Source organism: Chromobacterium sp. FG22 (genome assembly GCF_057809415.1).
The window spans coordinates 152474-175837 of record NZ_JBMDJX010000001.1; the positions used below are offsets into that span (position 1 = coordinate 152474).

General features: G+C 58.7%; 21 protein-coding genes. 17 read left to right on the plus strand and 4 right to left on the minus strand.

Annotation, left to right across the window (positions count from 1 at the left end; translation table 11 throughout):
* The first annotated feature begins 28 nt into the window (after positions 1 to 28).
* The 9 genes from ACODSD_RS00760 (at position 29) to glmS (ending at position 9616) form a co-directional block, all read left to right on the plus strand.
* A complete protein-coding gene (locus ACODSD_RS00760) occupies positions 29 to 499 on the plus strand; it encodes a F0F1 ATP synthase subunit B (RefSeq protein WP_048410019.1) in 471 nt (156 codons plus the stop codon).
* Between the two features lie 7 nt (positions 500 to 506).
* Positions 507 to 1043 carry a F0F1 ATP synthase subunit delta gene (locus ACODSD_RS00765; RefSeq protein ID WP_043589588.1) on the plus strand — a complete coding sequence of 179 codons (537 nt, stop codon included), beginning with the start codon at positions 507 to 509 and terminating at the stop codon, positions 1041 to 1043.
* 8 nt (positions 1044 to 1051) lie between these two features.
* Positions 1052 to 2596: a F0F1 ATP synthase subunit alpha gene (gene atpA, locus ACODSD_RS00770; protein WP_048410021.1), complete on the plus strand. Its 1545-nt coding sequence runs from the start codon at positions 1052 to 1054 to the stop codon at positions 2594 to 2596.
* A 43-nt stretch (positions 2597 to 2639) separates the two neighbouring features.
* Positions 2640 to 3506, plus strand: coding sequence for a F0F1 ATP synthase subunit gamma (gene atpG, locus ACODSD_RS00775; RefSeq protein WP_048410022.1), 867 nt, complete (start codon positions 2640 to 2642; stop codon positions 3504 to 3506).
* Positions 3507 to 3547: 41 nt separating this feature from the next.
* Positions 3548 to 4945, plus strand: a complete 1398-nt coding sequence (gene atpD / locus ACODSD_RS00780) for a F0F1 ATP synthase subunit beta (protein WP_019103741.1) — start codon at positions 3548 to 3550, stop codon at positions 4943 to 4945.
* An 11-nt stretch (positions 4946 to 4956) separates the two neighbouring features.
* Positions 4957 to 5379 carry a F0F1 ATP synthase subunit epsilon gene (locus tag ACODSD_RS00785; protein ID WP_019103740.1) on the plus strand — a complete coding sequence of 141 codons (423 nt, stop codon included), beginning with the start codon at positions 4957 to 4959 and terminating at the stop codon, positions 5377 to 5379.
* A 75-nt stretch (positions 5380 to 5454) separates the two neighbouring features.
* Positions 5455 to 6822, plus strand: coding sequence for a bifunctional UDP-N-acetylglucosamine diphosphorylase/glucosamine-1-phosphate N-acetyltransferase GlmU (glmU, locus tag ACODSD_RS00790; RefSeq protein ID WP_488876578.1), 1368 nt, complete (start codon positions 5455 to 5457; stop codon positions 6820 to 6822).
* A 173-nt stretch (positions 6823 to 6995) separates the two neighbouring features.
* Positions 6996 to 7787, plus strand: coding sequence for a DeoR/GlpR family DNA-binding transcription regulator (locus tag ACODSD_RS00795; protein ID WP_227105517.1), 792 nt, complete (start codon positions 6996 to 6998; stop codon positions 7785 to 7787).
* On the plus strand, positions 7787 to 9616 hold the full coding sequence (gene glmS, locus ACODSD_RS00800) for a glutamine--fructose-6-phosphate transaminase (isomerizing) (protein ID WP_488876579.1): 1830 nt from the start codon (positions 7787 to 7789) through the stop codon (positions 9614 to 9616). Before ACODSD_RS00795 ends, glmS begins: the two co-directional genes overlap by 1 nt.
* Positions 9617 to 9797: 181 nt before the next feature.
* On the opposite strand, the gene ACODSD_RS00805 is transcribed toward glmS, so the two are convergent.
* The 4 genes from ACODSD_RS00805 to ACODSD_RS00820 form a co-directional block, all read right to left on the minus strand.
* Positions 9798 to 10514 (minus strand): IclR family transcriptional regulator, encoded by a 717-nt coding sequence (locus tag ACODSD_RS00805; protein WP_488876580.1) that lies wholly within the window; start codon positions 10512 to 10514, stop codon positions 9798 to 9800.
* 81 nt (positions 10515 to 10595) lie between these two features.
* The gene (locus tag ACODSD_RS00810; protein WP_488876581.1) at positions 10596 to 11603 is read right to left on the minus strand and encodes an ABC transporter substrate-binding protein; all 1008 of its coding nucleotides are present in this window, start codon (positions 11601 to 11603) and stop codon (positions 10596 to 10598) included.
* A 12-nt stretch (positions 11604 to 11615) separates the two neighbouring features.
* Entirely contained in the window at positions 11616 to 12380 is a 765-nt protein-coding gene (locus ACODSD_RS00815) for an ABC transporter permease (RefSeq protein WP_488876582.1), read from the minus strand.
* On the minus strand, positions 12364 to 13161 hold the full coding sequence (locus tag ACODSD_RS00820) for an ABC transporter ATP-binding protein (protein ID WP_488876583.1): 798 nt from the start codon (positions 13159 to 13161) through the stop codon (positions 12364 to 12366). Before ACODSD_RS00820 ends, ACODSD_RS00815 begins: the two co-directional genes overlap by 17 nt.
* Positions 13162 to 13809: 648 nt before the next feature.
* Between ACODSD_RS00820 and ACODSD_RS00825 the strand changes: the two genes are divergently transcribed.
* From ACODSD_RS00825 to ACODSD_RS00860, 8 genes are all read left to right on the plus strand, one after another.
* Positions 13810 to 14754 carry a hydroxymethylglutaryl-CoA lyase gene (locus ACODSD_RS00825; RefSeq protein ID WP_488876584.1) on the plus strand — a complete coding sequence of 315 codons (945 nt, stop codon included), beginning with the start codon at positions 13810 to 13812 and terminating at the stop codon, positions 14752 to 14754.
* Positions 14751 to 15944 carry a CaiB/BaiF CoA transferase family protein gene (locus ACODSD_RS00830; RefSeq protein WP_256477373.1) on the plus strand — a complete coding sequence of 398 codons (1194 nt, stop codon included), beginning with the start codon at positions 14751 to 14753 and terminating at the stop codon, positions 15942 to 15944. The genes ACODSD_RS00825 and ACODSD_RS00830 overlap by 4 nt, the downstream gene beginning before the upstream one ends.
* A 72-nt stretch (positions 15945 to 16016) precedes the next feature.
* Positions 16017 to 17030 (plus strand): amidohydrolase family protein, encoded by a 1014-nt coding sequence (locus ACODSD_RS00835; protein WP_488876585.1) that lies wholly within the window; start codon positions 16017 to 16019, stop codon positions 17028 to 17030.
* A 359-nt stretch (positions 17031 to 17389) separates the two neighbouring features.
* Positions 17390 to 17977 carry an HD domain-containing protein gene (locus tag ACODSD_RS00840; RefSeq protein ID WP_488876586.1) on the plus strand — a complete coding sequence of 196 codons (588 nt, stop codon included), beginning with the start codon at positions 17390 to 17392 and terminating at the stop codon, positions 17975 to 17977.
* Between the two features lie 570 nt (positions 17978 to 18547).
* Positions 18548 to 19072, plus strand: coding sequence for a hypothetical protein (locus ACODSD_RS00845; protein WP_107800895.1), 525 nt, complete (start codon positions 18548 to 18550; stop codon positions 19070 to 19072).
* 327 nt (positions 19073 to 19399) lie between these two features.
* Entirely contained in the window at positions 19400 to 20035 is a 636-nt protein-coding gene (locus ACODSD_RS00850) for a common pilus major fimbrillin subunit EcpA (RefSeq protein ID WP_107800894.1), read from the plus strand.
* Between the two features lie 63 nt (positions 20036 to 20098).
* Complete coding sequence (locus tag ACODSD_RS00855) at positions 20099 to 20794, plus strand: EcpB family pilus assembly chaperone (RefSeq protein ID WP_107800893.1); 696 nt, start codon at positions 20099 to 20101, stop codon at positions 20792 to 20794.
* 61 nt (positions 20795 to 20855) lie between these two features.
* The gene (locus tag ACODSD_RS00860) at positions 20856 to 23345 is read left to right on the plus strand and encodes a TcfC E-set like domain-containing protein (protein WP_227105476.1); all 2490 of its coding nucleotides are present in this window, start codon (positions 20856 to 20858) and stop codon (positions 23343 to 23345) included.
* The last annotated feature ends 19 nt before the right edge of the window (positions 23346 to 23364 follow it).

Genomic DNA, 23364 nt, shown 5'->3' on the forward strand with positions numbered 1-23364 from the left:
GCAGTAATACTACTGGAGGAAAACAAGCGTGGAATTCAACGTAACACTACTGGGCCAGGCGATCACGTTCGCCATCCTGGTATGGTTCACCATGAAGTTTGTTTGGCCTCCGCTTACCAACATGATGGATGAGCGCGCCAAGCGCATCGCAGACGGCCTGGCCGCCGGCGAGCGTGGCAAGCAAGATCTGGAAGCCGCTGAAAAACGCGTTGCGGACGAACTCCGCAAGGCCAAACAGCAAGCGACCGAAATCGTGATGGCCGCTGAAAAGCGCGCCAGCCAGATCGTGGACGAAGCCAAGGATGCCGCACGCGTTGAAGGCGCGCGCATTGTGGCCGACGCCAAGTCTGAGATCGATCAGGAAGTCCTGCGCGCCAAGGAAACCCTGCGCGCGCAAGTGGCCGACCTGGCGGTTGCGGGCGCAGAGAAGATCCTGCGCAAAGAGATCGACTCGGCCAAGCACGCTGATCTGCTTGCCTCCATCAAAGCGGAGTTTTAATTAACTCATGGCAGAACTCATTACCGTAGCTAGGCCCTATGCCGAAGCGGTATACAGCCTCGCCACCGAGCAGCACGCCACCCAGCAATGGTCGGAATCGCTGTCGTGGCTGGCTGCCATGGTGAAGAACCCGGATTTGGAAGCCGTCATCACCAATCCGAAACATACCGCACAAGAGCTTGAGGCGCTGATGCTGGATGTTCTGGGCGCGCGCGGCAACGAAGACGTAAAACGTTTTCTGGCCGCGCTGATCGAGAACAACCGTTTGACGCTGCTGCCGCAAATCGCCGAACAGTTTGAAGTGTTCAAGGCGCAAGCGGAAGGCGTTGTGGATGCCGTGGTGGAAACGGCGTTTGCAATGAACGATGCACAGCAAGCCGAACTGACCGACACGCTTTCCAAGAAGTACGGCAAATCCGTACGGATTGATGTGCGTGACAACCCTGACCTGATCGGCGGGGTTCGTGTGTTGGTAGGCGACGATGTCATCGACGCTTCCGTGCGCGGCAAACTGCAAGCCATGGCAGTAAGCCTCAAGAATTAGGAGAGATCATGCAGTTGAACCCCTCTGAAATCAGCGATCTGATCAAGGCGAAGATTCAGAACCTGGCCGAAGGCGCAGAAACCCGTACCAAAGGTACCGTGATTTCCGTGACCGACGGCATCGTTCGTATCCATGGCCTGGCAGACGTGATGCAGGGTGAAATGCTCGAATTCCCGGGCAACACCTTCGGCCTCGCGATGAACCTGGAGCGCGACTCTGTCGGCGCCGTGGTTCTGGGCGAGTACGAGCACATCTCGGAAGGCGACGAAGTTACTTGTACCGGTCGCATTCTGGAAGTTCCGGTAGGTCCGGAACTGATTGGCCGCGTGGTCAACGCCCTGGGTCAGCCGATCGACGGCAAGGGCCCGGTTAACGCCAAGCTGTCCAGCCCGATCGAAAAGATCGCGCCGGGCGTGATTGCGCGTCAATCGGTATCCCAGCCGATGCAGACCGGCCTGAAGGCCATCGACTCGATGGTTCCGGTTGGCCGCGGTCAGCGCGAGCTGATCATCGGCGACCGCCAGACCGGCAAGACCGCGGTGGCGCTGGATGCGATCATCAACCAAAAAGGCACCGGCGTAGTGTGCATCTACGTGGCGATTGGCCAAAAGGCCTCCTCCATCGCCAACGTGGTGCGCAAGCTGGAAGAACACGGCGCGCTGGGCCACACCATCGTGGTGGCCGCGACCGCTTCCGAAGCCGCCGCGCTGCAGTTCATCGCCCCGTACTCCGGCTGCGCGATGGGCGAATACTTCCGCGACATCGGCGAAGACGCGCTGATCGTGTACGACGACTTGTCCAAGCAAGCCGTCGCCTACCGTCAGATTTCGCTGCTGCTGCGCCGTCCGCCGGGCCGCGAAGCCTACCCTGGCGACGTGTTCTATCTGCACTCCCGTCTGCTGGAACGCGCTTCCCGCATCAATGAAGACGAAGTGGCCAAGCTGACCAACGGCGAAGTGAAAGGCAAGACCGGTTCCCTGACCGCGCTGCCTATCATCGAAACCCAGGCCGGCGACGTTTCCGCCTTCGTGCCGACCAACGTGATCTCGATCACCGACGGTCAGATCTTCCTGGAAACCGACCTCTTCAACGCAGGCATCCGCCCGGCCATCAACGCCGGTATCTCGGTATCCCGCGTTGGCGGCGCCGCGCAGACCAAGGTGATCAAGAAGCTGGGCGGCGGTATCCGTCTGGCCCTGGCCCAGTACCGTGAACTGGCTGCGTTCTCGCAGTTCGCTTCCGATCTGGACGAGGCTACCCGCAAGCAACTGCAACACGGCGAAGTGGTGACCGAGCTGATGAAGCAGAAGCAGTTCCTGCCGCTGGCCACCGCCGAAATGGCGTTGACCCTGTGGGCGGTGAACAAGGGCAGCTACGAAGACGTTCCGGTGAAGAAAGCCCTGGCTTTCGAAGCGGCGTTCCTCGCCTATGTGCGCGCGAACCACCACGACGTGTTGGCCGCGGTGAACGCTTCCGGCGATCTGTCCGGCGACAACGAGAAAATCCTGGCCAAGGCGATGGAATCGTTCAAGGCTGGCTTCAGCTACAACTGAGTCTTTTCGGTTAACGCAAACAGTTACTAGGAAAGGTTCAGGAATGGCAGTCGGCAAAGAGATTCTCACCAAGATCCGAAGCGTGCAAAACACGCAGAAGATCACTCGCGCAATGCAAATGGTGGCGACCTCCAAGATGCGCAAAACGCAAGAGCGTATGCGCGCTGCCCGTCCTTACGCCGAGAAGGTGCGCACAGTCATGGCGCACCTTGCTCAGGCGAACACGGATCTTGAGCACCCGCTGTTGCAAAGCCGCGACGTAGTCAAACGCGCCGGCATCATCCTGATGACCTCCGACAAGGGCCTGTGCGGCGGCTTGAACGTGAACACGCTCAAGCGCTTCTTCGCCCAAGTCAAGGATCTGCAGGACCAGGGCATCGAAGTGGATGTCTGCTGCCTGGGTCAAAAAGGCCTGGCCGCATGCCAGCGCGCGCGCCTCAACGTTGTGGCCAGCGCAACCCAGCTCGGCGATGTGCCGAAGATGGAAAAACTGATTGGCCCGCTTACGGTGCTGTTCAAGCAGTACGCCGAAGGCGAACTGGACGCGCTCTACATCGTTTACTCCCGTTTCATCAACACGATGAAGCAGGAGCCGGCGACTGAACAGCTGCTGCCGTTGACCTCGGAACACATGGTGGTGGAGCACTCGCACTCGTGGGATTACCTGTACGAGCCGAGCGCCCTTGCCGTGATGGAGTTCCTGGTCAAACGCTATATCGAGTCGGTTGTGTTCGAGGCGATGGCCGAGAACATGGCCTCCGAGCAAGCTGCCCGCATGGTGGCGATGAAATCCGCCACGGACAACGCCGGTAACACGATCAAGCAACTGCGACTTGTGTACAACAAGGCTCGTCAGGCGGCGATCACTACCGAATTGTCTGAAATCGTGGCAGGCGCCGCAGCGGTGTAAGCCGTCGCAGACTGAAAAAGTTTAATGTTTAGGAACCGATAATGAGCCAAGGTAAAATCGTACAAATCATTGGCGCGGTGATCGACGTGGAGTTTCCGCGCGACGCCATGCCAAAGGTTTATGATGCCCTGAAGCTGGTTGATGCCGACCTGACGCTCGAAGTCCAGCAGCAGCTGGGCGACGGCGTAGCGCGCACCATCGCCATGGGCAGCTCTGACGGCCTGAAGCGTGGCATGAGCGTAGTCAACACCGGCGCACCGATCTCGGTGCCGGTGGGCAGCGCCACCCTGGGCCGCATCATGGATGTCTTGGGCAACCCGGTGGACGAAGCCGGCGCGGTGGCGACCGATGTTCGCCGCGCCATCCACCAGCCCGCTCCGAAGTTCGACGAACTGTCCCCCGCCACCGACCTGCTGGAAACCGGCATCAAGGTGATCGACCTGCTGTGCCCGTTCGCCAAAGGCGGCAAAGTGGGCCTGTTCGGCGGCGCCGGCGTGGGCAAGACCGTGAACATGATGGAACTGATCAACAACATCGCCAAGGCACACTCCGGTTTGTCCGTGTTTGCCGGCGTTGGTGAGCGCACTCGTGAAGGCAACGACTTCTACCACGAGATGAAGGACTCCAACGTACTGGACAAAGTGGCGATGGTGTACGGCCAGATGAACGAGCCGCCGGGCAACCGTCTGCGCGTGGCCCTGACCGGTCTGACCATGGCCGAGCACTTCCGCGACGAGAAAGACGAAAGCGGCAAGGGCCGCGACGTGCTGTTCTTCGTGGACAACATCTACCGCTACACCCTGGCCGGTACTGAAGTATCCGCTCTGCTGGGCCGTATGCCTTCCGCCGTGGGCTATCAGCCGACGCTGGCGGAAGAAATGGGCCGTCTGCAAGAGCGCATTACTTCGACCCGCGATGGCTCGATCACCTCCATCCAGGCCGTATACGTGCCTGCGGATGACTTGACCGACCCGTCCCCGGCGACCACCTTCGCCCACTTGGACGCCACCGTGGTTCTGTCGCGCGACATCGCTTCGCTGGGTATCTACCCGGCGGTGGATCCGCTCGACTCCACCTCGCGTCAGCTGGATCCGCTGGTGGTAGGCGACGAGCACTACACGGTAGCCCGTGGCGTGCAGTCCACGCTGCAGCGTTACAAGGAACTGCGCGACATCATCGCGATTCTGGGTATGGACGAACTGTCCGAGGAAGACAAACTGGTCGTGGCTCGCGCCCGTAAGATCCAGCGCTTCCTGTCCCAGCCGTTCCACGTGGCTGAAGTATTTACCGGCTCGCCGGGCAAATACGTGCCGCTGCGCGAAACCATCAAGGGTTTCAAGGCCATTCTCGCTGGCGAGTACGACCATCTGCCGGAACAAGCGTTCTACATGGTTGGCTCCATTGAAGAAGCTGCCGAGAAAGCCAAGACCCTTAACTAAGGAGAGGGCTGATGTCCAAGATGCGTGTGGAAGTGGTCAGCACCGAGCAAATGATCTTCTCCGGCGAAGCTGAGTTCGTGGTTGCGCCGGCTACCGAAGGCGAGATCGGTGTGTATCCCCAACACGTGCCGCTCCTGACCCGTATCAAGCCCGGCGTGCTGCGTCTGAAAGTGCCGGGCAGCAGCGAAGAAGTACTGGTGGCAGTGTCTGGCGGCATGATGGAAGTGCAGCCCAGCCTGATCACCGTGCTGGCCGATACGGCGATTCGCGGCGAGGATCTCGACGAGGCCCGCGCCAATGAGGCAAAACGCGCTGCGGAGGATTCTCTCAAGCGCGCCACCGACGACCTCTCCACCGCGAAGGCGCACGCTGCTCTGGCAGTGGCCATCGCGGAGTTGAAGGCGCTGGATTTCCTCAAGAAGCGCGCCCACTGATAAGAGATGTAATCGTGTATAGTAGGCTGCCACGCAAGTGGCAGCCTTTTTCCGTTTTCGAGTCGTGAAAAAACCATGGACAGTCTCAGCATCGTCATTCTCGCTGCCGGCAAGGGCAAGCGCATGTACTCCTCCAAACCCAAGGTATTGCACCCCATAGGCGGCGAGCCGATGCTGGCGCGGGTGATCCGCACCGCGCGCGCCTTGAAGCCTGCGCGTCTGATCGTGGTGTACGGCCACGGCGGCGAACAGGTGCGAGCGGCCATCCCGGACGCGGACCTGATCTGGGCCGAGCAGGCCGAGCAGCTGGGCACCGGCCACGCGCTGAAGATGGCCCTGCCGCACCTGCCGAAGGACGGCAAGACCATGGTGTTGTACGGCGACGTGCCGCTGACCAAGGCGGATACGCTGCATCGCTTGTCCGGCGCCGCCGGCGCCGGCATGGCGGTGCTGACCGACGTGCTGGACGACGCCAGCGGCTACGGCCGCATGGTGCGCGGCGCGGACGGCAAGCTCCAAGCCATCGTCGAGCACAAGGACTGTACGCCGGCGCAACTGGCGATCCGTGAAATCAACACCGGCATGATGGCCCTGCCCAATGCGCGGCTGTCCGGCTGGCTCGCCGCGCTCAATAACGGCAACGCCCAGGGCGAATACTATCTGACCGACGTGCTGGCCCTGGCGGTGGCGGACGGCGTGAGCGTGGACAGCGCCAGCGTGGACGCCAGCTGGGAAGCGGCCGGCGTCAACAACAAGGTGCAGCTGGCCGAGCTGGAGCGCATCCTGCAGCGCAACCAGGCGCAAGCCTTGCTGGAAGCCGGCGTCACGCTGGCGGACCCGGCGCGCATCGACATCCGCGGCGAACTTAGCCACGGCATGGACGTGAGCATAGACGTGGGCTGCGTGTTCGAAGGCGTGGTGGAGCTGGGCGAGCAAGTGGACATCGGCGCGCACTGCGTGCTGAAAAACGTCAAAGTGGCCGCCGGCACCAAGATCGCCCCGTTCTCGCATCTGGAAGACGCGGTGGTGGGCGAGGGATGCCGGATCGGGCCTTACGCCCGGCTGCGCCCCGGCGCGAAACTGGCCGGCCACGTGCATATCGGCAACTTCGTCGAAGTGAAGAAAAGCGTGATCGGCGAAGGCTCCAAGGTCAACCACCTGAGCTATATCGGCGACGCCGAGATCGGCGGCAAGGTGAATGTGGGCGCCGGCTCGGTGACCTGCAATTACGACGGCATCAACAAGTTCAAGACCGTGATCGGCGACAACGTCTTCGTCGGCTCCGGCACCCTGATGGTGGCGCCGGTGACGCTGGAATCTTACAGCACCATAGGCGCCGGCTCGGTGATCAGCCGGACCGCGCCGGCCGGCGAACTGACGGTGGCGCGCGCGCGCCAGGTCACGGTGCCGGGCTGGAAGCGGCCGCAGAAAAAAACCGACTGATTCCCTTCCGTCGCCATGCGGCGCCCATTCTCCTGATTTGGAGGATGGGCGCCGTTTTTCATGGGGCATTCTTGCGACAGCCCCTTGCCGCGGCGCGACGCTTCCGCGGCCGGCGCTTGTCAAAGCCGAAGCGGCGCTGCTATGATCGCGAAACTTTCGAAACGAAACATAAAATGACCAAGCGAAACACTCAGCAACGCCGTCACGCCATCGCCGCCCTGGTGCAGGAACGCGGCGAGGTCAGCGTGGACGAGCTGACCAAGCGCTTCTCCACCTCCGAAGTGACCATACGCAAAGACCTGGCCCTGCTGGAAACCGGCGGCCTGCTGCTGCGCCGCTACGGCGGCGCGGTGTCCTTGCCGTCGGAGATGGTGGTCGAAGAAGACGCGGAGCAGGTTTCAAAACGAAAGATCGCCATCGCCCGCGCCGCCGCCGAGCGGCTGCGCGACCACAACCGCGTGATCATAGACAGCGGCACCACCACCAGCGCGATGATCCCGCTGCTGGGCAATAAGCGCGGCCTGGTGGTGATGACCAACTCCCTGAACGTGGCCGGCGCGCTGCGCGAACTGGAGAACGAACCCACGTTGCTGATGACCGGCGGCACCTGGGACCCGCATTCCGAATCCTTCCAGGGCCAGGTGGCGGAACAAGTGCTGCGTTCCTATGATTTCGATCAGCTGTTCATCGGCGCGGACGGCATCGACCTGGAGCGCGGCACCACCACCTTCAACGAACTGGTGGGCCTGTCGCGCGTGATGGCCGAAGTGGCGCGCGAAGTCATCGTGATGGTGGAGTCGGAAAAGATAGGCCGGCGCATCCCCAATCTGGAATTGCCGTGGGAGCGCATTCATACCCTGGTGACCGACGACGCCTTGTCGGCGGAGGCCAGAACCCAAATTCAGGCGAAGGGCATTGCGCTGATCTGCGCGTCCTCGCCCGCTGATAGTCCAAGGAGAAAGTAATGTGCGGCATTGTCGGCGCCATCGCGGCGCGTAATGTGGTTCCGGTATTGGTGGACGGCCTGAAGCGGCTGGAATACCGCGGCTACGACTCCGCCGGCGTGGCGGTCTTGGCCGGCGACGTCATCCGTCGCGTGCGCCGCGTCGGCCGCGTTGCGGAGATGGAAAACGCCGCGGCGGAAGAAAGCCTGCAAGGTCAGGTGGGCATCGGCCACACCCGCTGGGCCACCCATGGCGGCGTCACCGAACCCAACGCCCACCCGCACGTATCCTTCGGCAAGATCGCCGTGGTGCACAACGGCATCATCGAAAACCACGAAGAGCAGCGCGAACGCCTGAAAGGCCTGGGCTACGCCTTTGAATCCCAGACCGACACCGAAGTCATCGCTCACCTGGTGCATCACTACTACCAGGCCGGCGACAGCCTGTTCGACGCGGTCAAGCGCGCCAGCCGCGAGCTGACCGGCGCTTACGCCATCGGCGTGATCGCGGTGGACCGCCCGGACGAACTGGTGTGCGCGCGCATGGGCTGCCCGCTGCTGGTGGGTCTGGGCGACGGCGAGAACTTCATCGCCTCCGACGTCTCCGCCATCGTGTCCGCCACCCGCCGCGTGATCTTCCTGGAAGAGGGCGACATCGGCCGGCTGACCCGCGACGGCGTGGAACTGCTGGACAAGGACGACCAGCCGGCGCAGCGCCCGGTGCACGTGTCCGACGTGTCGCTGGCCTCGCTGGAACTGGGCCCGTACAGCCACTTCATGCAGAAGGAAATCCACGAACAGCCGAAGGCGCTGTCCGACACCATAGACGCGGTGCAGGACTACGGCTTCAATCCCGAGCTGTTCGGCGAGCGCGCCGGCGAAGTGCTGCCGCAGCTGGAAGGCGTCAAGATCCTGGCCTGCGGCACCAGCTACTACGCCGGCCTGACCGCCAAATACTGGATCGAAACCATCGCCGGCGTGCAGTGCGATGTGGAAATCGCCAGCGAATACCGCTACCGCAGCGCCTGGGCCAACCCCAACTACCTGGTGACCACCATCTCCCAATCCGGCGAGACGCTGGACACCATGGAAGCGCTGAAATACGCCAAGGAACTGGGCCACCGCTACGCGTTGTCTATCTGCAATGTGCGCGAATCCGCGATTCCGCGCGCCAGCGAACTGGTGTTCTTCACCCGCGCCGGCGCCGAAATCGGCGTGGCTTCCACCAAGGCCTTCACCACCCAATTGGTGGGCCTGTTCGCGCTGGCGGTGACCCTGGGCAAGATGCGCGGCAAGGTCAGCGCGGCCGACGAGGCGCGCTACCTGGACGAACTGCGCCATCTGCCGGGCAGCGTGCAGCACGCGCTGAACCTGGAGCCGCAGATCAAGGCCTGGGCCGACAAGTTCGCCGCCAAGGACAACGCGCTGTTCCTGGGCCGCGGCCTGCATTTCCCCATCGCGCTGGAAGGCGCGCTCAAGCTGAAGGAAATCTCCTACATCCACGCCGAAGCCTACCCGGCCGGCGAGCTCAAGCACGGCCCGCTGGCGCTGGTGGACGAAGACATGCCGGTGGTGGTGATCGCCCCCAACGACGCGCTGCTGGAAAAGGTGAAATCCAATATGCAGGAAGTGCGCGCGCGCGGCGGCGAGCTGTTTGTGTTCGCCGATCTGGACAGCCATTTCAGCGAATCCGACGGCGTGCATGTGATCCGCACCCCGCGCCATGTCGGCGTGCTCAGCCCGGTGGTGCACGCCATCCCGGTGCAGATGCTGGCCTACCACGTGGCGCTGGCGCGCGGCACCGATGTCGACAAGCCGCGCAATCTGGCCAAGAGCGTGACGGTGGAGTGAGGCGGGGTTGTCAGGCCGATGATCTGACAGTCGAGTACCGTCAAAATGGGAGATTGTCAGATCAGGTCTGAACTTCTACGTTTCATAAATCCCCAGAATCGGAAGGACCCACTATCTACCGATCCGTATTCTGGGGGAGCCTCAAGTTTGGCCTTGCAACCGGTTTGTGTAACAAAGCCAATCAGGGTTTGTAACCAAGTAAGTGGGACAACTCCGTGGAGGTTTCTAGCAGCACGGATTTGAGTTGTTGAACCCGTTTGTCATCGTAACGGCTTCGCACGCCGGAGACAGCCAGTGCGCCGAGAAGGATGCCTTGAGCGCCGAACACGGGTGTCGCCACTGAGGCTGCCTCGGGATCACGCTCTCCAAATGACGCGGCCCAACCCTGCTCATGTATAGCAGCGAGCTCTGGGGCCATAGACTCGCCAAAAGCCAGCAGCACCTTACCTGCCGCCCCCCGAGCAATGGGTAGGCGATCTCCTTCATGCAGCACCAAGCGGATAGCGGAGTCGGGCTCCACTCGCATTAAGCAGGTCCGCCATTCGCCCTCCCTGATATAAAAGGAACTGGTTTCTCCCAGTGTTTTGGCCAGCATGGCTAGCCGTGGACGAACCAGTTCTTCGAGGTGAAACGAGCGCTGATACTGCGTGCCGAGCCGGAACAACTCCGGTCCGAGCGCATAGGCGCCGCTTTCCAAGCGGCACAAAAAACCATAGCGCTGCAGCGACTCTGTCAATCGCAGGATAGTGCTCTTGTAAAGCCCCGTGCGGCGGGCGAGATCAGCCAGAGACAATTCAGCTTCGCCTAGGTGAAATACCGTTAGCAACAGTAGCGCTCTGTCTACTGCGGCAACGCCACCCGTTTGTTCTTTTGATTCCGAAACTTTCTCGGCACTCATGACTAGATCCCTTATTCAGTTGAGCCTTTGATGTGATATTACCATTGTCTCATCGGGATCCCGCCGCCGGACACGAGTGTGTTACTTGGCTTTTGCCACAAACTGATTGGTGAAGGTTTTGCTCAGGTCAATCTTGGCGCGCGCGACATTCTCGTCGTAATCGCTTAGCACCTTCTGAACGGTCAAGGCATCCTGAGGCCGCATCATGCCATTGCTGGAGAAGATCGCCTTGGAGCCTTTTAGGGCCCGGATGAAGCTTCCCTTGTCGCCGGTGATGGCCTCTTTCGGAGTCTTGTCAGCAATAGTTTCTGCTGTATTGCGGTAGATCCATTTCAGTGTTTTAACAAAGGCATTGACTAGGCGCTGAACAGTTTCAGGGTGACGCCGCATGAATTGGCGCGTTACATACAGGCAGGCTGTCGGATAGTTGCCGTCGAATAAGGCTTTGGAACCGGCTGCTGTTCGTGTGTCGAACAGAAAATGTGTGGTACTCCGCTGCTGAAGCAAGGTCGCGACTGGATCGAAATTGACCAGACTATCGACCTCCTTGCGTTCCAAAGCCGCCATGCCAGGCGCTCCCGAACCAACAGCGATGAAGCTTACATCCTTCTGAGAAAGGCCATTACGTTTGACGTAGTAGCGGGCGATCATGTCCGAAGAAGATCCGGGAGCGGTAATCCCCACCGTATGTCCCTTGAGATCGCTGCCTTTTTTGAGACCGGTTTCGTTTCGGGCGGCTAGCACTATGCCTGGCATGTCGTTGAGCAGGACAACGGACACGATATCCTTGCCCTTAGACTGCATCGAAATGGTGTGATCGTAAAATCCAACCACAGCATCGGTTGAGCCGGCGACCAGGGCTTGCAGCGCCTTGCTGCCTCCCGCCTGGAAGTTCTCGGTGCGAACGTTCAAGCCCTGCTCCTTGAAATGACCCAAGGATACGGTGAGAGACAAGGGCAAGTAATTCAGAATTTGTGAACCGACCGAAATGGAGAGCTCGGTCTTTTCTGGCGCTGCGGCTTGAATCGGTTGTGTCGTCAAACCCAGAGCAATAATTGTCAGACCGTATAGTTTCTTAAAATTGATCATGATGTCCTCTCCTTAGTGTGCAGCTTTTTTCCATGCCATTACGTGGTTCTCGATGAAGTCGACGACACGATCAAGCGCGATAACGAACAACGACAGCACGAGAATTCCGGAAAACACCCCAGTGGCATCGAATACGCCTTCGGCTTGTGCAATTAGGTGTCCCAGACCGGAGGACGAACCCAAGTACTCGGCCACCACCGCGCCCATTACGGCAAAGCCAACTGAGGCACGCAGGCTGGATAGGATCCAGGAGGCTGCAGAGGGTAGGTAGACGTGCCGCAGCAAGGCTGTCTTGCGCGCCCTGAGCAAGCGAGCGTTAGCCAGTACCACGGGGTTCACTTCACGCACTCCCTGATAGGTATTGAAGAAGGCGAGGAAAAATACGATGGTCACACCCAGTGCCACTTTGGAGGTCATTCCGAGGCCGAACCACATTACGAAGATCGGGGCGAAAAGGATGCGAGGAATGGCGTTGAGGAGCTTGAGGAATGGATCGAGAACCTCGGAGGCGGTTGGCGACAGTCCAAGCCATACCCCCAATCCAACACCGATCAGTGTGCCGAAGATGAAGGAGAGAATAGTCTCGAGCAGAGTAATGTACAGGTGTCGATAAATCTCACCAGAGGTAAACCAGACCCACACGCGGTCAGCAATGCTGACGGGCGAAGAGAAAAAAAACGGATCAACCCAAGCATTATGCGTACCGAGTTGCCAAAGGCAGAGACTCCCAAGCAGGATGATCAGTTGAATCCGTCGAATCTTAGAAACTCGTAGCATGACTCTTCTCCACTTCGGCACCGAGGATGCTCCAGATTTCCCGGTAAAGTCTTATGTAGTCATCCGTCATGTTTATTTCTTCGACGATGCGTGGACGCGGTAGATTGATCTCGATCTCAGCGATGGGACGAGCCGCTGGGCCTGCGGAAATGACCACCACGCGGTCCGCTAAAGCAATGGCCTCTTCCAAGTCGTGAGTGATGAAAATCAAGGACTTGCGATCTTCCTGCCAGAGGCGAAGCAATTCGTTCTGCATCAGGTGGCGGGTATGTACATCGAGCGCTGAGAAGGGCTCGTCCATCAGGACGATCTTGGGGGCTAGGATGAGCATCTGCGCCATGCTGACTCGTTTCTTCTGCCCTCCCGATAACTGGTGTGGATATCGGGCCTCGAAACCAGATAGGCCTACTTTCTGCATCCACCGACGCGCACGCTCACGCGCTTCGCCCTGTGGTACGCCCTGAAATACTAGGCCAATGGCGACATTATCCAGCGCCGTCTTCCACGGAAGGAGCGCGTCCTGTTGCAGCATGTAGCCAGCCACTGGATTCAAGCCCTGCAGCGGCTTGCCATACACCATTACCTTGCCTAGGACATGCGGCAACAAGCCAGTGATCACGTTGAGTAGCGTGCTTTTGCCACAGCCCGTTGGCCCCACCACTGCGACGAACTCGCCTTCCCTGACATCAAGGTTGACCTCTCGCACAGCAGTGAATTGACCGAACTGCACGGCTACATCTTTCAGTGATATGGACGGTTCGGAAAGATTGTCTAGATTCATCCTTTGTCTCCTTTGGTGAATACCTGATTCGGTCAATATTGTTGTTCTATTTGACGGAACGATGTTCTGTAAGATAGAACTGCATGTGGGTACTGTCAACGCCACGAACATGCTGCACATGTGGTGACTCGCGGTTTTACGAAAACCCGATAGAGGGGAGAGATGGAAGGTAGAGCGGTGCAAAGCATGAATTGACAAGGGATTGACGAGGCGACATTGCCTGTCGGGATGGGCGCTGAAGTAGGGGAAGGAGCTGTCGTAATTTTGCCAACACCTACTTCTTCTCCTGCGGAACAGTTCGCCTTTTGAGCTGTACGTCTGAGCGAGATAGATGGAGGAGAGAACTGAGCTGCATGTCAGGGAACAGGCTTTAACGAAATCTCGTCATGCCACTCTGCTTTTTTTAACAGATTGAAATAAAAGTGAATTTTTGATCTTCAAAATAGCTATTCAGCATGTCTTCCTGGCTTTTGGCGCGCTCCTAACGCCCTTGACACTGAAATCAGTAGTTTCTATATTGTACCGTCTGGCAGAATTGTGTTCTGCCAGGTAGAACAAACTTAGGGGCTTCAATCCCTGCTTAGGTGAGCGCATGAAAGCCGTCCCTAACGAAGTGGATACCCAAGATCTGTGAAGGAGAAGCAAGCGATGAGAGGCTTGGTAGAGGTTGATGTGCTGGTTAGCGAAGTAGGGCCGCGTGATGGCTTGCAAAGTGTAAAAGCCACCATGCCGACAAAACATAAATTCCACTGGATTTCAGCATTAGCTGAGGCAGGGCTCCGTGAGATCGAAGTTGGTTCGTTTGTTCCGGCCAAGCTGTTGCCACAAATGGCCGACGTGGCAGAGGTGGTGGCGTATGCCCTGACATTGTCTGATTTGTCTGTTACGGCGCTAAGCCCCAATTTGCGTGGAGCTCAAGCTGCTTTTGTTGCAGGTGTTCACAAAATCACCTTACCGGTGTCGGTGAGTGAGTCTCATTCTCTTGCCAATGTGCGTAAAAGCCATGCGCAAATGATTGATGAAGTCAAAGCGGTGGTGGCACTTCGTAATGAGCAGTATCCAGCTATTCAGATCGAAGCGGGTTTGTCGACGGCATTTGGATGCAGCATCCAAGGCGTTGTGCCTGAAGATGACGTGATCCGGTTAGCTTCGCTGATGGTCGAGTGCGGAGTGGATGAAGTGGGTTTGTCTGATACATCTGGAATGGCTAATCCCAGTCAAATTCGTCATATGTTTCCGCGTCTGCGCTCGGAGATCGGTGTTGATAAAACGGGTAGCGCGCATTTGCACAATACGTATGGGCAGGGCCTGGCAAATGTGGTGGCCGCCCTTGATGTGGGGGTGACGACCTTTGATTCGTCGCAGGGTGGAATTGGCGGCTGCCCTTATGCGCCAGGCGCTACCGGCAATATCGTTACTGAGGATCTGGTGTTTTTGCTTGAATCAATGGGTTTGCGTACAGGCGTGGATATAGATCGGCTCATTGCCGCGCGAGAGATTCTTGCCAGTGGTTTGCTAGGTGAGCCGCTCTATGGCTACGTGCCAGTAGCGGGCTTGCATAAAAGTTTTCGCTATGCCAAGGAGCTTGTATGAATCAAGACGCTAAGCCATTGCCGCTAACCGGTGTACGTGTCGTGGAATTTGTCCACATGGTTATGGGGCCAACCTGTGGGCTAGTGCTAGCCGACTTGGGGGCGGAAGTCATCAAAGTGGAGCCTGCTCCCGAAGGGGATAATACCCGCCGCCTAGGTGGGTCGGGGGCTGGATATTGGATGACTTATAACCGTAATAAAAAGAGCTTTGCAGTTGACCTCAAATCGGAAGAGGGGATGGCTGCAGTCAAAAGATTATTGGCAACTGCGGATATTGTCACCGAGAACTTCCGTCCCGGCTCAATGGACAAGCTGGGCATTGGATATGACGGGGTAAAGGCTATCAATCCTGAAGTGATTTACTGCTCAATGAAAGGTTTTTTGCCTGGTCCGTATGATCATCGAACGGCTCTTGACGAGGTCGTGCAGATGATGACGGGAGTGGCTTATATGACGGGCCCGGAAGGACGTCCACTCCGGGCTGGTGCCTCCGTCAACGATATCATGGGCGGCATGTTTGGAGCTATCGCCATCCTGGCTGCATTGCATGAGAGAAGAAGTACTGGAAAGGGGCAGTTTGTGCAGTCCGGCCTTTATGAAAACTCAGTATTTTTAGTGGCTCAACATATGATGCAGTATGCCGTGACTGGCAAACCGGCGGCACCCATGCCCAGCCGTATCTCTGCCTGGGCCATTTACGATGTGTTTATTACGGGGGATGGTGAGCAGGTATTTGTAGGAGTGGTGAGCGATTCCCAATGGAGGGTGTTCTGTGAGGCTTTTGGCTTCCGCAAGCTAGCGGCTGACGAGTCATTGGTTGTGAACAACCAACGAGTGCAAGCGCGTGATCGTTTTCTGCCTGTAGTGCGTAAACACTTTGGTCAAATGAGCAAACAGGAGTTGATGTTGATCTGCGAGCGCGCTGGATTGCCATTTGCTCCGATCCAAAGGCCGCAAGATCTCTTTGATGATAAGCACTTGGTGGAGTCTCAAGGGTTAACGGATGTGACCTTGCCAGATGGTCGCACAGTCAAGGTACCCATGCTGCCATTTGAGATGGACGGTCGACGTTTTGGTTCTAGATTGGATGTTCCTTTGCCTGGTAGCCATTCTGAAGCACTACTGAAGGAACTGGGCTATTCCGCTAAAGACGTGGCTGTCATGCGGAATGCCGGTGTAATTAATGGTTGATGCGTGTTGTGGCAATGAGTTTCTCAAAAACTAAACGCAAAAAATAGTTGGCGGAGTCTGTTAGGAGGGGGAATGGCGGGTAACTACTTGCCTGTACGTGAAGATTGGTTATCAAAAGGAGTGGAGGCAGTCATTGAACCTATGCTGCCGATAGTGGATGCTCATCACCACTTCTATGAGAGGCCTGATTGGAACTACAAAGAAAAAGAATATCTCTCCGATCTTACTATGGGGCATAACATCGTTGCCTCCGTTTATATGCAGGCATTAACACGATACAGAACAGAGGGTGATGAGTTGTTGATGCCAATTGGCGAGACCGAGTATGTTCGTGAGCTTGCTGAGCGCAACGCAGGTGAGCAAGTAGAGATTGCTCGAGGCATCGTAAGCTATGCCGACTTGAGGATAGGAAGGGAGGTTGATAGGGTTTTACAAGCACATATTGAGGCAGGAGGAGGTAGAGTAAAGGGGGTGCGCCATCTTGTTGCCTGGGATGCCGATAGCTCTTTGGCTAATCCTTTGTCTGCAGCGTCAAAAGGTTTGCTCCAAGATAAATGCTATCGTGATGGTTTTTCGCGGCTTGCTGTGTTTGGTTTGAGCTATGATGCATGGCTATTCTTTCCTCAGCTTCCAGAGCTTTTTGAGCTTGCGAAAGTTTATCCTGAAATACCGGTTATTATCGATCATTGTGGAGGGTGCGTCCGCGTAGGTGTTTACGCGGATTGCCAAGATGAAGTCTTCTCTACATGGAAAAAGTATATTTATAATATTAGCTCTCTGCCTAATGTATATATTAAAATTGGCGGGCTCGGCATGAGAATAAATGGCTTCAATTTTGATAGACTGGAAGAAGCGCCTTCGTCAAAAATGTTGGCGCAGGCCTGGCGGCCATGGGTTGAAACCTGTATTGATGCATTCGGGCCAGAGAGGGCGATGTTCGAAAGCAATTTTCCTGTCGACAAAGGTTCTTATAGTTATGTGAATTGTTGGAATGCATTTAAAAAGCTTACTCACAGTATGTCGACTTGTGAGAGGGACGCTTTGTTTTTTGGCACGGCGAATAAAGTATATAAGCTTAAAATTTGAATAATATCTATCTATCTTGAGTTGCTGTAATTGATCATTGAACGGCAGGTCAGAGTCGGCCTGACTTTTGGCGTTCTTGGGGCGCAGGTAGAGTCGTGGACTGCCCTGGTTTTTGTAGGCCGTTCCTTCTATTCCGGTGTGGGAGGGCGGGGTCTGATTTGCTGAGGGCCGGTGGGATTGCTAGGCAAGGGCGTTAAAAAGTAAGCTCACACCACTCGTACACTCTGCTTTTTCATTCGTTTTTGCCTTGTCTCGTCCTTGCTCGAGGGACTTTGGGCAGGCTCTGAGCCGGGCCGAAGGCCCAGACCACAGCTATAATCCCCCTCCGTGGTGAAACAGATTTGAATGCGGGATAAGCGATGCAAGTATCGGCCTTGGAACGGCAACTGAATTTTCTGAGAGAGATAGACCGCTTGAAGTCGGTGCTGCGGCAATCGCCGTTGCTGGACCAGAGCCGCCGGGAGAACTCGGCCGAGCATTCCTGGCATCTGGCGATGTACGCCTTGCTGCTGGGCGATTACGCCAGCGGTCCGGTCAACACCGAGCGGGTGATCAAGATGCTGCTGCTGCACGATGTGGTGGAGGTGGACGCCGGGGATTTCCCCATCCACGGCCAGGCTGTGTCTGGGGCGCAGGCGGAAGCGGAGGCGAGGGCGGCGGAGCGTTTGTTTGGCTTGCTGCCGGCGGAGCAGGGCGCTGAGCTGCTGGCGCTGTGGCGCGAGTTTGAGCGCGCGGAAAGCGCCGACGCCTGTTTCGCCAAGGCGCTGGACCGTTTCCAGCCTTTGTTGATCAATGTCTTCACCGGCGGCGGGACCTGGACGCAGAACGATGTCTCGCTGGAGCAGGTGCTGTCCCGTTACGGTCCGGTGATCCAAAAGGGCGCGCCGCAGCTTTGGTTTGTATGCGAGCAGTGGGTGCGCCAGCATTTTGCGAAGCAGTCTGTTTAGGGTCGCTAACCAAACCCCTGATGCTGTGTTGAGCGAACCTGTTTACGATCCGCTGCGCGTTGGCGATACCGCGTTGAAAACATCTTCAAAATGCTCATGTACCGGATGTACACTCCGCTTTTTCAGCCGCAACGCCTTGTCTCGCCCTTGCTCGCGAGATCGTAAACAGGTTCTTAGCCGTCTGAGTTTTGTGAGCGGCTCTTAACGCTATTCAGATCGGCTTCAGCGCCCAAGCGATGGCTTGCCTCCGCCGCGCGCGGTGCGCCAGGCGCGGCTTTCTTGTGCTGCTGGGTGCCGCCGGCTTGACGCTCTCCCGCTCCTCCCCAACAATAGCCCCCGCGCCGCAGCAATCGCGGCGCTCGGGTTTAGTCTCCCGACTTGGACTTCTACCGCGGATGCGCTGTTTCCACAGCGTATCCGTTGCCATTGCTTTGCCTATTCGGGCGGGCCGTGGCAAGTGGCGCCCTCGCGGGCGCGCCGGTTTTAGTAGAAGTCCACCGGTAGACTAACTCTTGTCATGTGCCCGCCCTGCCGCCTTGCGGCATGGCCCTTCTGCTCAGGAGGTTGCAAATGGTAAAGCTTGTCCGTCCGGTGCTTGGCATCGATCTCTCTTCGTCCCCTGCTGAAACTCAAGACATCCGTCAGGACGTCGCATCCCCACTCCCGCCGCTAGGGCCGCGCTCGCGCTACCGTTTTGTCGGCAGCGAAGCCAAAGACCTTAGTCTGCCCTTTGTCCGCCGCGTCAAAGGCCGCACTTATCCGCATTACTGGCAGCCGGCCGAGGCGGAGAATGCGTTCGAGGCCAGCGCCTTGGGCCGTCAATACGCCGCCCATCTGGCGCAGCTGCTGAAACTCAACCGCCAACACGCCGCGCGCGGGCTGTTGTTCCGCATCGCTTGCGATATGGATTTCCGCGACCACAGCCACCGCCGCAGCATGTGCAAGAGCTTCTTCAATTATCTGGAGATGTTGTTGAGCCTGGGTGTGGCGCAGATTGATCTGCCGCGGCATGTGGCGGCGGTGCAGCAGCTCTACCTGAGCCTGGACGAGTTGGACGCCTTGCCGCGCAAGCTGGGGCGGAAGAAGAGGCGCTAAGCCGGGGAGGGCGCTGCCGGCCCTGCGGGACTGGCTGTGAGTGCCCTCTTGGACAGGCTTTTATCCCGCTCCCGCATTCCGCTTTCATCCTATTTTCATTCCGCTTTCATCCGGCTTTCTTCGTGTTTTTCCCCTTAGTTTTGCGCCCCGGCGGGTCAATTCGCTCTGAGTCGAGAGGGGCGGATGGCATCCGCGCGTTCTCGTCCGCCGGGTGTTTTGAGAGTGCTCTTATAGAGTTTGATCGGCGGCTTTTCGATAATGACGTGCCAAGTACAGCTTAAGGCCGTATTTGCAGGTTTTATTTTATAGACCTCTCTTGAAAGCGAAATGATGAATAAAGTCGTGCTGCCTGCATTGCTGGCTGCGGTATTCAGCGTCGGCGCCCATGCCGCCGACCCCATTCCTGGTTCCACTCGCGCTTCCGCCGAATGGGATGTGACCGCGGATAAGGATAGCTCGCACGCTATCGAAATCACGGCTAAAAAGCCGAATGTGCATTTCGTGTACAGCCCGATTTCCAAAACCATTGAATCCAAAAACCTGGATTTCGATATCCGCATGCTGAATTCGGATGAATACACCATCAGCGGCTATAAGGTAAAAGCCTCCTCGGTCCAGCATCAGCTGAGCCATACCGCGTCCATCGGGGAAATGGATTTTGACCTCAGCGTGACGGACCATGCCGGCAAGCAGGTGAAACTGTCGGCCGAACCGAAGGATCTGGACGGCCTGTCCGGGTTTGGCGAATTCGCGAAAGTGGCTTCCATCGCCGGAGAGAATAAAGGCACTTCTCAGCTGAAAGCGGAGTTTGCTGGCGGCAAGGATTCCAGCGGCGTCATGGTGACCGAAGCGTCTAAATTGAGCGATGGCCAATACGTGGGCAAATTCGATTTGATCCTGGACGCGTCCTGGCAGAAAACAGTCAAAACCGAAGAAGAGAATACGCAATTCTCCGTTCGCTGATTTCAAAGGGTAGCGCCAAAAAAGGGAGCCTAGCTCCCTTTTTATTTTGAGGAGTTTCAGCTTATGCCAGGGTGCTTCAGATTTCACGCTTTGGCCTGTTTGCTGCTGCCGGCATGGGCCGGGGCGATTCAGGTTTCCGATATGACGGCGGCGATGCCGTCGAATAAAGAGGCGGTCACGATCCACGCCAGAAACACCGAGCAGCAGGCGTCTTTGCTGTCGGTGAGCGTGACGCAGGTGGACTCTCCGTACGAGGGCGCGCGCGAGCTGAATACGGACGGCGCCAGCCTGCAATTCACGCCGGCGCGGGTGTTGCTGGCGGCGGGGCAGGATCAGGCGGTCCGCTTCATCTACAGCGGCCCCAAGGACGACAGGGAGCGCTATTACAAGGTGACCTGGAAGAACGCCTTGCTGGGCTTGGCGGACGAGGGCGCGGATTCCGAGAAAAGCGGCGACGTCGAGTTTTTGACCGGCATCAGAACCAATCTGCTGGTGCTGCCGAAGCAGCCGCGTTTTGACTACGCCTATCGGCGCGGCCATCTGGAAAACCGGGGCAATGTGTCGTTTCAGGCGATTGCCTACGGGCCGTGCAAGCAAAAGCGGCTGGGCGAGGTCTGCAAGGAGCGCTATTGGATTGGGCCGGGCTACGCGGTGAATTTCAAGACGATAGACAGTAGCCAGGGCCAGGACAAAGTGATGTTGCAGCGGGATGGAAAATTCTTGGACGCGGAGAAAGATGCGCCGCTTGACGACGCATGACGGCGACGACGGTGGGTGAGGCGAGATGAAGCGTGCGCGGGATATCGTTCTTAAAAACGGGATGGCTTTTTTAAGTGCGCTGCTGTTGGCGGAGACGGCGCTGGCCGCGGCGGCGGATGCCGAGCGGCGGCCCTTGGCGCAGCAAGTGCAGTTAAACAAGCTTGCCTTGTCGGCGGAGATCAAGGACCTGCTGCGCGAAGGCGTGTCCATGCCGCTGGTGGCGCGTTCGGCGCGGCAAGCCTCGGACGAGGGCGTGGTGTCGGCCACGCTGACGGTGAGGCTGCAGGCCGACGGCTCAATGCGGCTGGACAAGGTCAAACCGCTGCTGGCCAACAACAAGAGCGTGTTGAGCCCGTCCGCGGTCCAGGCCTTGCGGCAGGCGACGGGGCGGACGTTTTCGCCGGGCGGGGCCTTGAGTCTGGGCGATGCCGAGCGCTTGCAGCTGGACATGATGGCGATGCGGGTGGACCTGTTTCTGGAGCCGGCCGGTTTCGCCGCCGACGACGCGCATCTGCGGGAGTCCGTGTTGCAGGCGCCGTCCTCGGGCGGGCTGTCCAGCGTGCTCAAGTACGCGTTCAACGGCTATAGCTCGCGCAATCAGGGGCGCGGCCATTCTTCCGGCTATCTCACTTTCGACGACACCACGTCCTTGGGTGTGGACCACGTCAATGTGATGGGCTCCGCCTATCTGGACGATTCGGCGGCGGATCAGTCCGTAACGCTGGACCGCGTCATGTATGAGCGCGATATCGACGGCAAGCGGCTGGCGCTGGGCATGGTGGACGGCTGGAACCTGCAAAGCCTGGGCAATGTGTCCACCTTGAACGGCAGCCGGATGTACGGGTTCTCCTACGGCAACGTCAGCCAGACTCTGAAGCTGGACCCCGGCCAGTCCTTGAATCCCATCGATGTCTATCTGCCGGCCACCGGGGAGGTGCGCGTCAAGCGCGAAGGCCGCTTGTTGAGCACGCAACGGCTGGGCATGGGCAATCACCGGCTGGACACCTCGGCCTTGCAGGCCGGCGTCTACGACGTGGAGGTGGAGATACTGGTGGCCGGCCAGGTGCAGAGCCGCCGCGTGTACCGGATCAACAAGCCGGTGGGCGGCTCCAGTCTGCGCGACGGCTTGAACTGGCAGCTGTGGGGCGGCGCCGGGGAGGCGATGGCCCGCTACGGCGATCAGGGCGCGCCGGAGGACGAGGGCGGGGCTTACCGGCCCTTGTTCGGTGTGTCGGTGGGGGCGCTGTGGCATGAGGTGGACTGGAATCTGACCCTGTATCAAAACGACAAGACCACGGTGCAGGAAGGTTTCGCCTCTTGGCAGCTGTCCAGCGCGCTGCGCGCCAGCGTGCAAAATCTGTTGGCCAGCGACGGCGCCCGGCGCCGGGTGGGCACGCTCAATCTGGCGCTGCCTCGCGGCATCGGCAGCCTGTGGCTGACCGGGGAGCGCGGCGCCAAGGGCCGGCGTCTGAATTTCTACGCCCGGGATTACGATTCGCTGGGCGCCAATTTCAATTTGCACGGCTGGGGCGTGGACGCCGGGTCGATCAACCTCAGTTACGACCGGGACCGGAGCAGCGGTTATCGCTATATGCGCGCCGATTATTCGCGGCAGATGTACAACGGCAAATGGGGCGGCGCTCAGTTGCAGCTCGGCAGCAGCCGCAATCTCAACGGCGGCTCGGTGGATCAGCAGTATTACGCGATGCTGACTTTCAACCTGGCCATGGACGGCAATTTCAGCGTGGGCATGTCGCATCGAGACGGCGGCGACACGCTGGACCTGTCGGCCAGCAAGTCGTTTGAAAACAGCGTGATCGACGATGTGGGCGCCAATGCCAGCATCAGCCGCGAAGGCGCAGGCGGCCAGTCTTCCAGCTTCGGCGCTTACGTCGGCTTCAACGGCCGCTACGGCCAGGGCAATGTGTCGGTGGACGCGGAGCGGGACAGCCGCAGCGCCAGCGTCAATATGCAGGGCGGCCTGGCCTGGGGCGGCGGCGCGGTCGCCGCCGGCGGCGGGCAGGACGAGGCCGGCATCGTCGTCGATGTGCCGGGAGCGCCGGACGGCGCGCTGGAGGCGGTGCTGAACGAGCAAAGCCACAGCTTGCGCCAGGGGCGCAATTGGATCGCGGCGCCGGCCTACAACACTTATCACTTCTATGTGCGCGACGCGGAAAGCGGGCAGGCCAGCTACGAGGTGTCCGACACCGACCATGAGTACACGCTGTACCCGGGCAATGTGGTGCGGGTGACGCCCAAGATCAAACGGATGGTGACGGTGTTCGGTCAGCTGACCGGCGTCGACGGCGCGCCGCTGCGGCATGTCATGGTGCGCAACCATATCGGCCAGGCCCGGACCGACGAGCAGGGCAACTTCGCCATCGACGTGGATCAGCGTTATCCGGAGGTCAGCGTCGAACCCGGCGCGGCGGAACGCTTCCGGGTCAATCTGGATTTGAAGGACGCCGGCGCCACGGCCTGGCTGGGCAAGATCGTCTATGGCCGGGACGCGGACCGGATTTACGCGCCCTTGCGCGAAGACGAAGGCTGAGCCGGCGTGCGCAATCCCC

Excerpts from the sequence above, each read along its gene's own strand:
- ACODSD_RS00825 (WP_488876584.1), top strand. The coding sequence starts at position 13,810 with ATGAGAGGCTTGGTAGAGGTTGATGTGCTGGTTAGCGAAGTAGGGCCG.
- ACODSD_RS00855 (WP_107800893.1), top strand. The coding sequence starts at position 20,099 with ATGCCAGGGTGCTTCAGATTTCACGCTTTGGCCTGTTTGCTGCTGCCG.
- ACODSD_RS00805 (WP_488876580.1), bottom strand. The coding sequence starts at position 10,514 with ATGAGTGCCGAGAAAGTTTCGGAATCAAAAGAACAAACGGGTGGCGTT.
- ACODSD_RS00840 (WP_488876586.1), top strand. The coding sequence starts at position 17,390 with ATGCAAGTATCGGCCTTGGAACGGCAACTGAATTTTCTGAGAGAGATA.
- ACODSD_RS00815 (WP_488876582.1), bottom strand. The coding sequence starts at position 12,380 with ATGCTACGAGTTTCTAAGATTCGACGGATTCAACTGATCATCCTGCTT.
- atpA (WP_048410021.1), top strand. The coding sequence starts at position 1,052 with ATGCAGTTGAACCCCTCTGAAATCAGCGATCTGATCAAGGCGAAGATT.
- glmS (WP_488876579.1), top strand. The coding sequence starts at position 7,787 with ATGTGCGGCATTGTCGGCGCCATCGCGGCGCGTAATGTGGTTCCGGTA.
- glmU (WP_488876578.1), top strand. The coding sequence starts at position 5,455 with ATGGACAGTCTCAGCATCGTCATTCTCGCTGCCGGCAAGGGCAAGCGC.
- ACODSD_RS00830 (WP_256477373.1), top strand. The coding sequence starts at position 14,751 with ATGAATCAAGACGCTAAGCCATTGCCGCTAACCGGTGTACGTGTCGTG.
- ACODSD_RS00785 (WP_019103740.1), top strand. The coding sequence starts at position 4,957 with ATGTCCAAGATGCGTGTGGAAGTGGTCAGCACCGAGCAAATGATCTTC.
- ACODSD_RS00850 (WP_107800894.1), top strand. The coding sequence starts at position 19,400 with ATGATGAATAAAGTCGTGCTGCCTGCATTGCTGGCTGCGGTATTCAGC.
- ACODSD_RS00820 (WP_488876583.1), bottom strand. The coding sequence starts at position 13,161 with ATGAATCTAGACAATCTTTCCGAACCGTCCATATCACTGAAAGATGTA.
- ACODSD_RS00835 (WP_488876585.1), top strand. The coding sequence starts at position 16,017 with ATGGCGGGTAACTACTTGCCTGTACGTGAAGATTGGTTATCAAAAGGA.
- ACODSD_RS00795 (WP_227105517.1), top strand. The coding sequence starts at position 6,996 with ATGACCAAGCGAAACACTCAGCAACGCCGTCACGCCATCGCCGCCCTG.
- ACODSD_RS00845 (WP_107800895.1), top strand. The coding sequence starts at position 18,548 with ATGGTAAAGCTTGTCCGTCCGGTGCTTGGCATCGATCTCTCTTCGTCC.
- ACODSD_RS00860 (WP_227105476.1), top strand. The coding sequence starts at position 20,856 with ATGGCTTTTTTAAGTGCGCTGCTGTTGGCGGAGACGGCGCTGGCCGCG.
- atpD (WP_019103741.1), top strand. The coding sequence starts at position 3,548 with ATGAGCCAAGGTAAAATCGTACAAATCATTGGCGCGGTGATCGACGTG.
- ACODSD_RS00810 (WP_488876581.1), bottom strand. The coding sequence starts at position 11,603 with ATGATCAATTTTAAGAAACTATACGGTCTGACAATTATTGCTCTGGGT.
- ACODSD_RS00765 (WP_043589588.1), top strand. The coding sequence starts at position 507 with ATGGCAGAACTCATTACCGTAGCTAGGCCCTATGCCGAAGCGGTATAC.
- atpG (WP_048410022.1), top strand. The coding sequence starts at position 2,640 with ATGGCAGTCGGCAAAGAGATTCTCACCAAGATCCGAAGCGTGCAAAAC.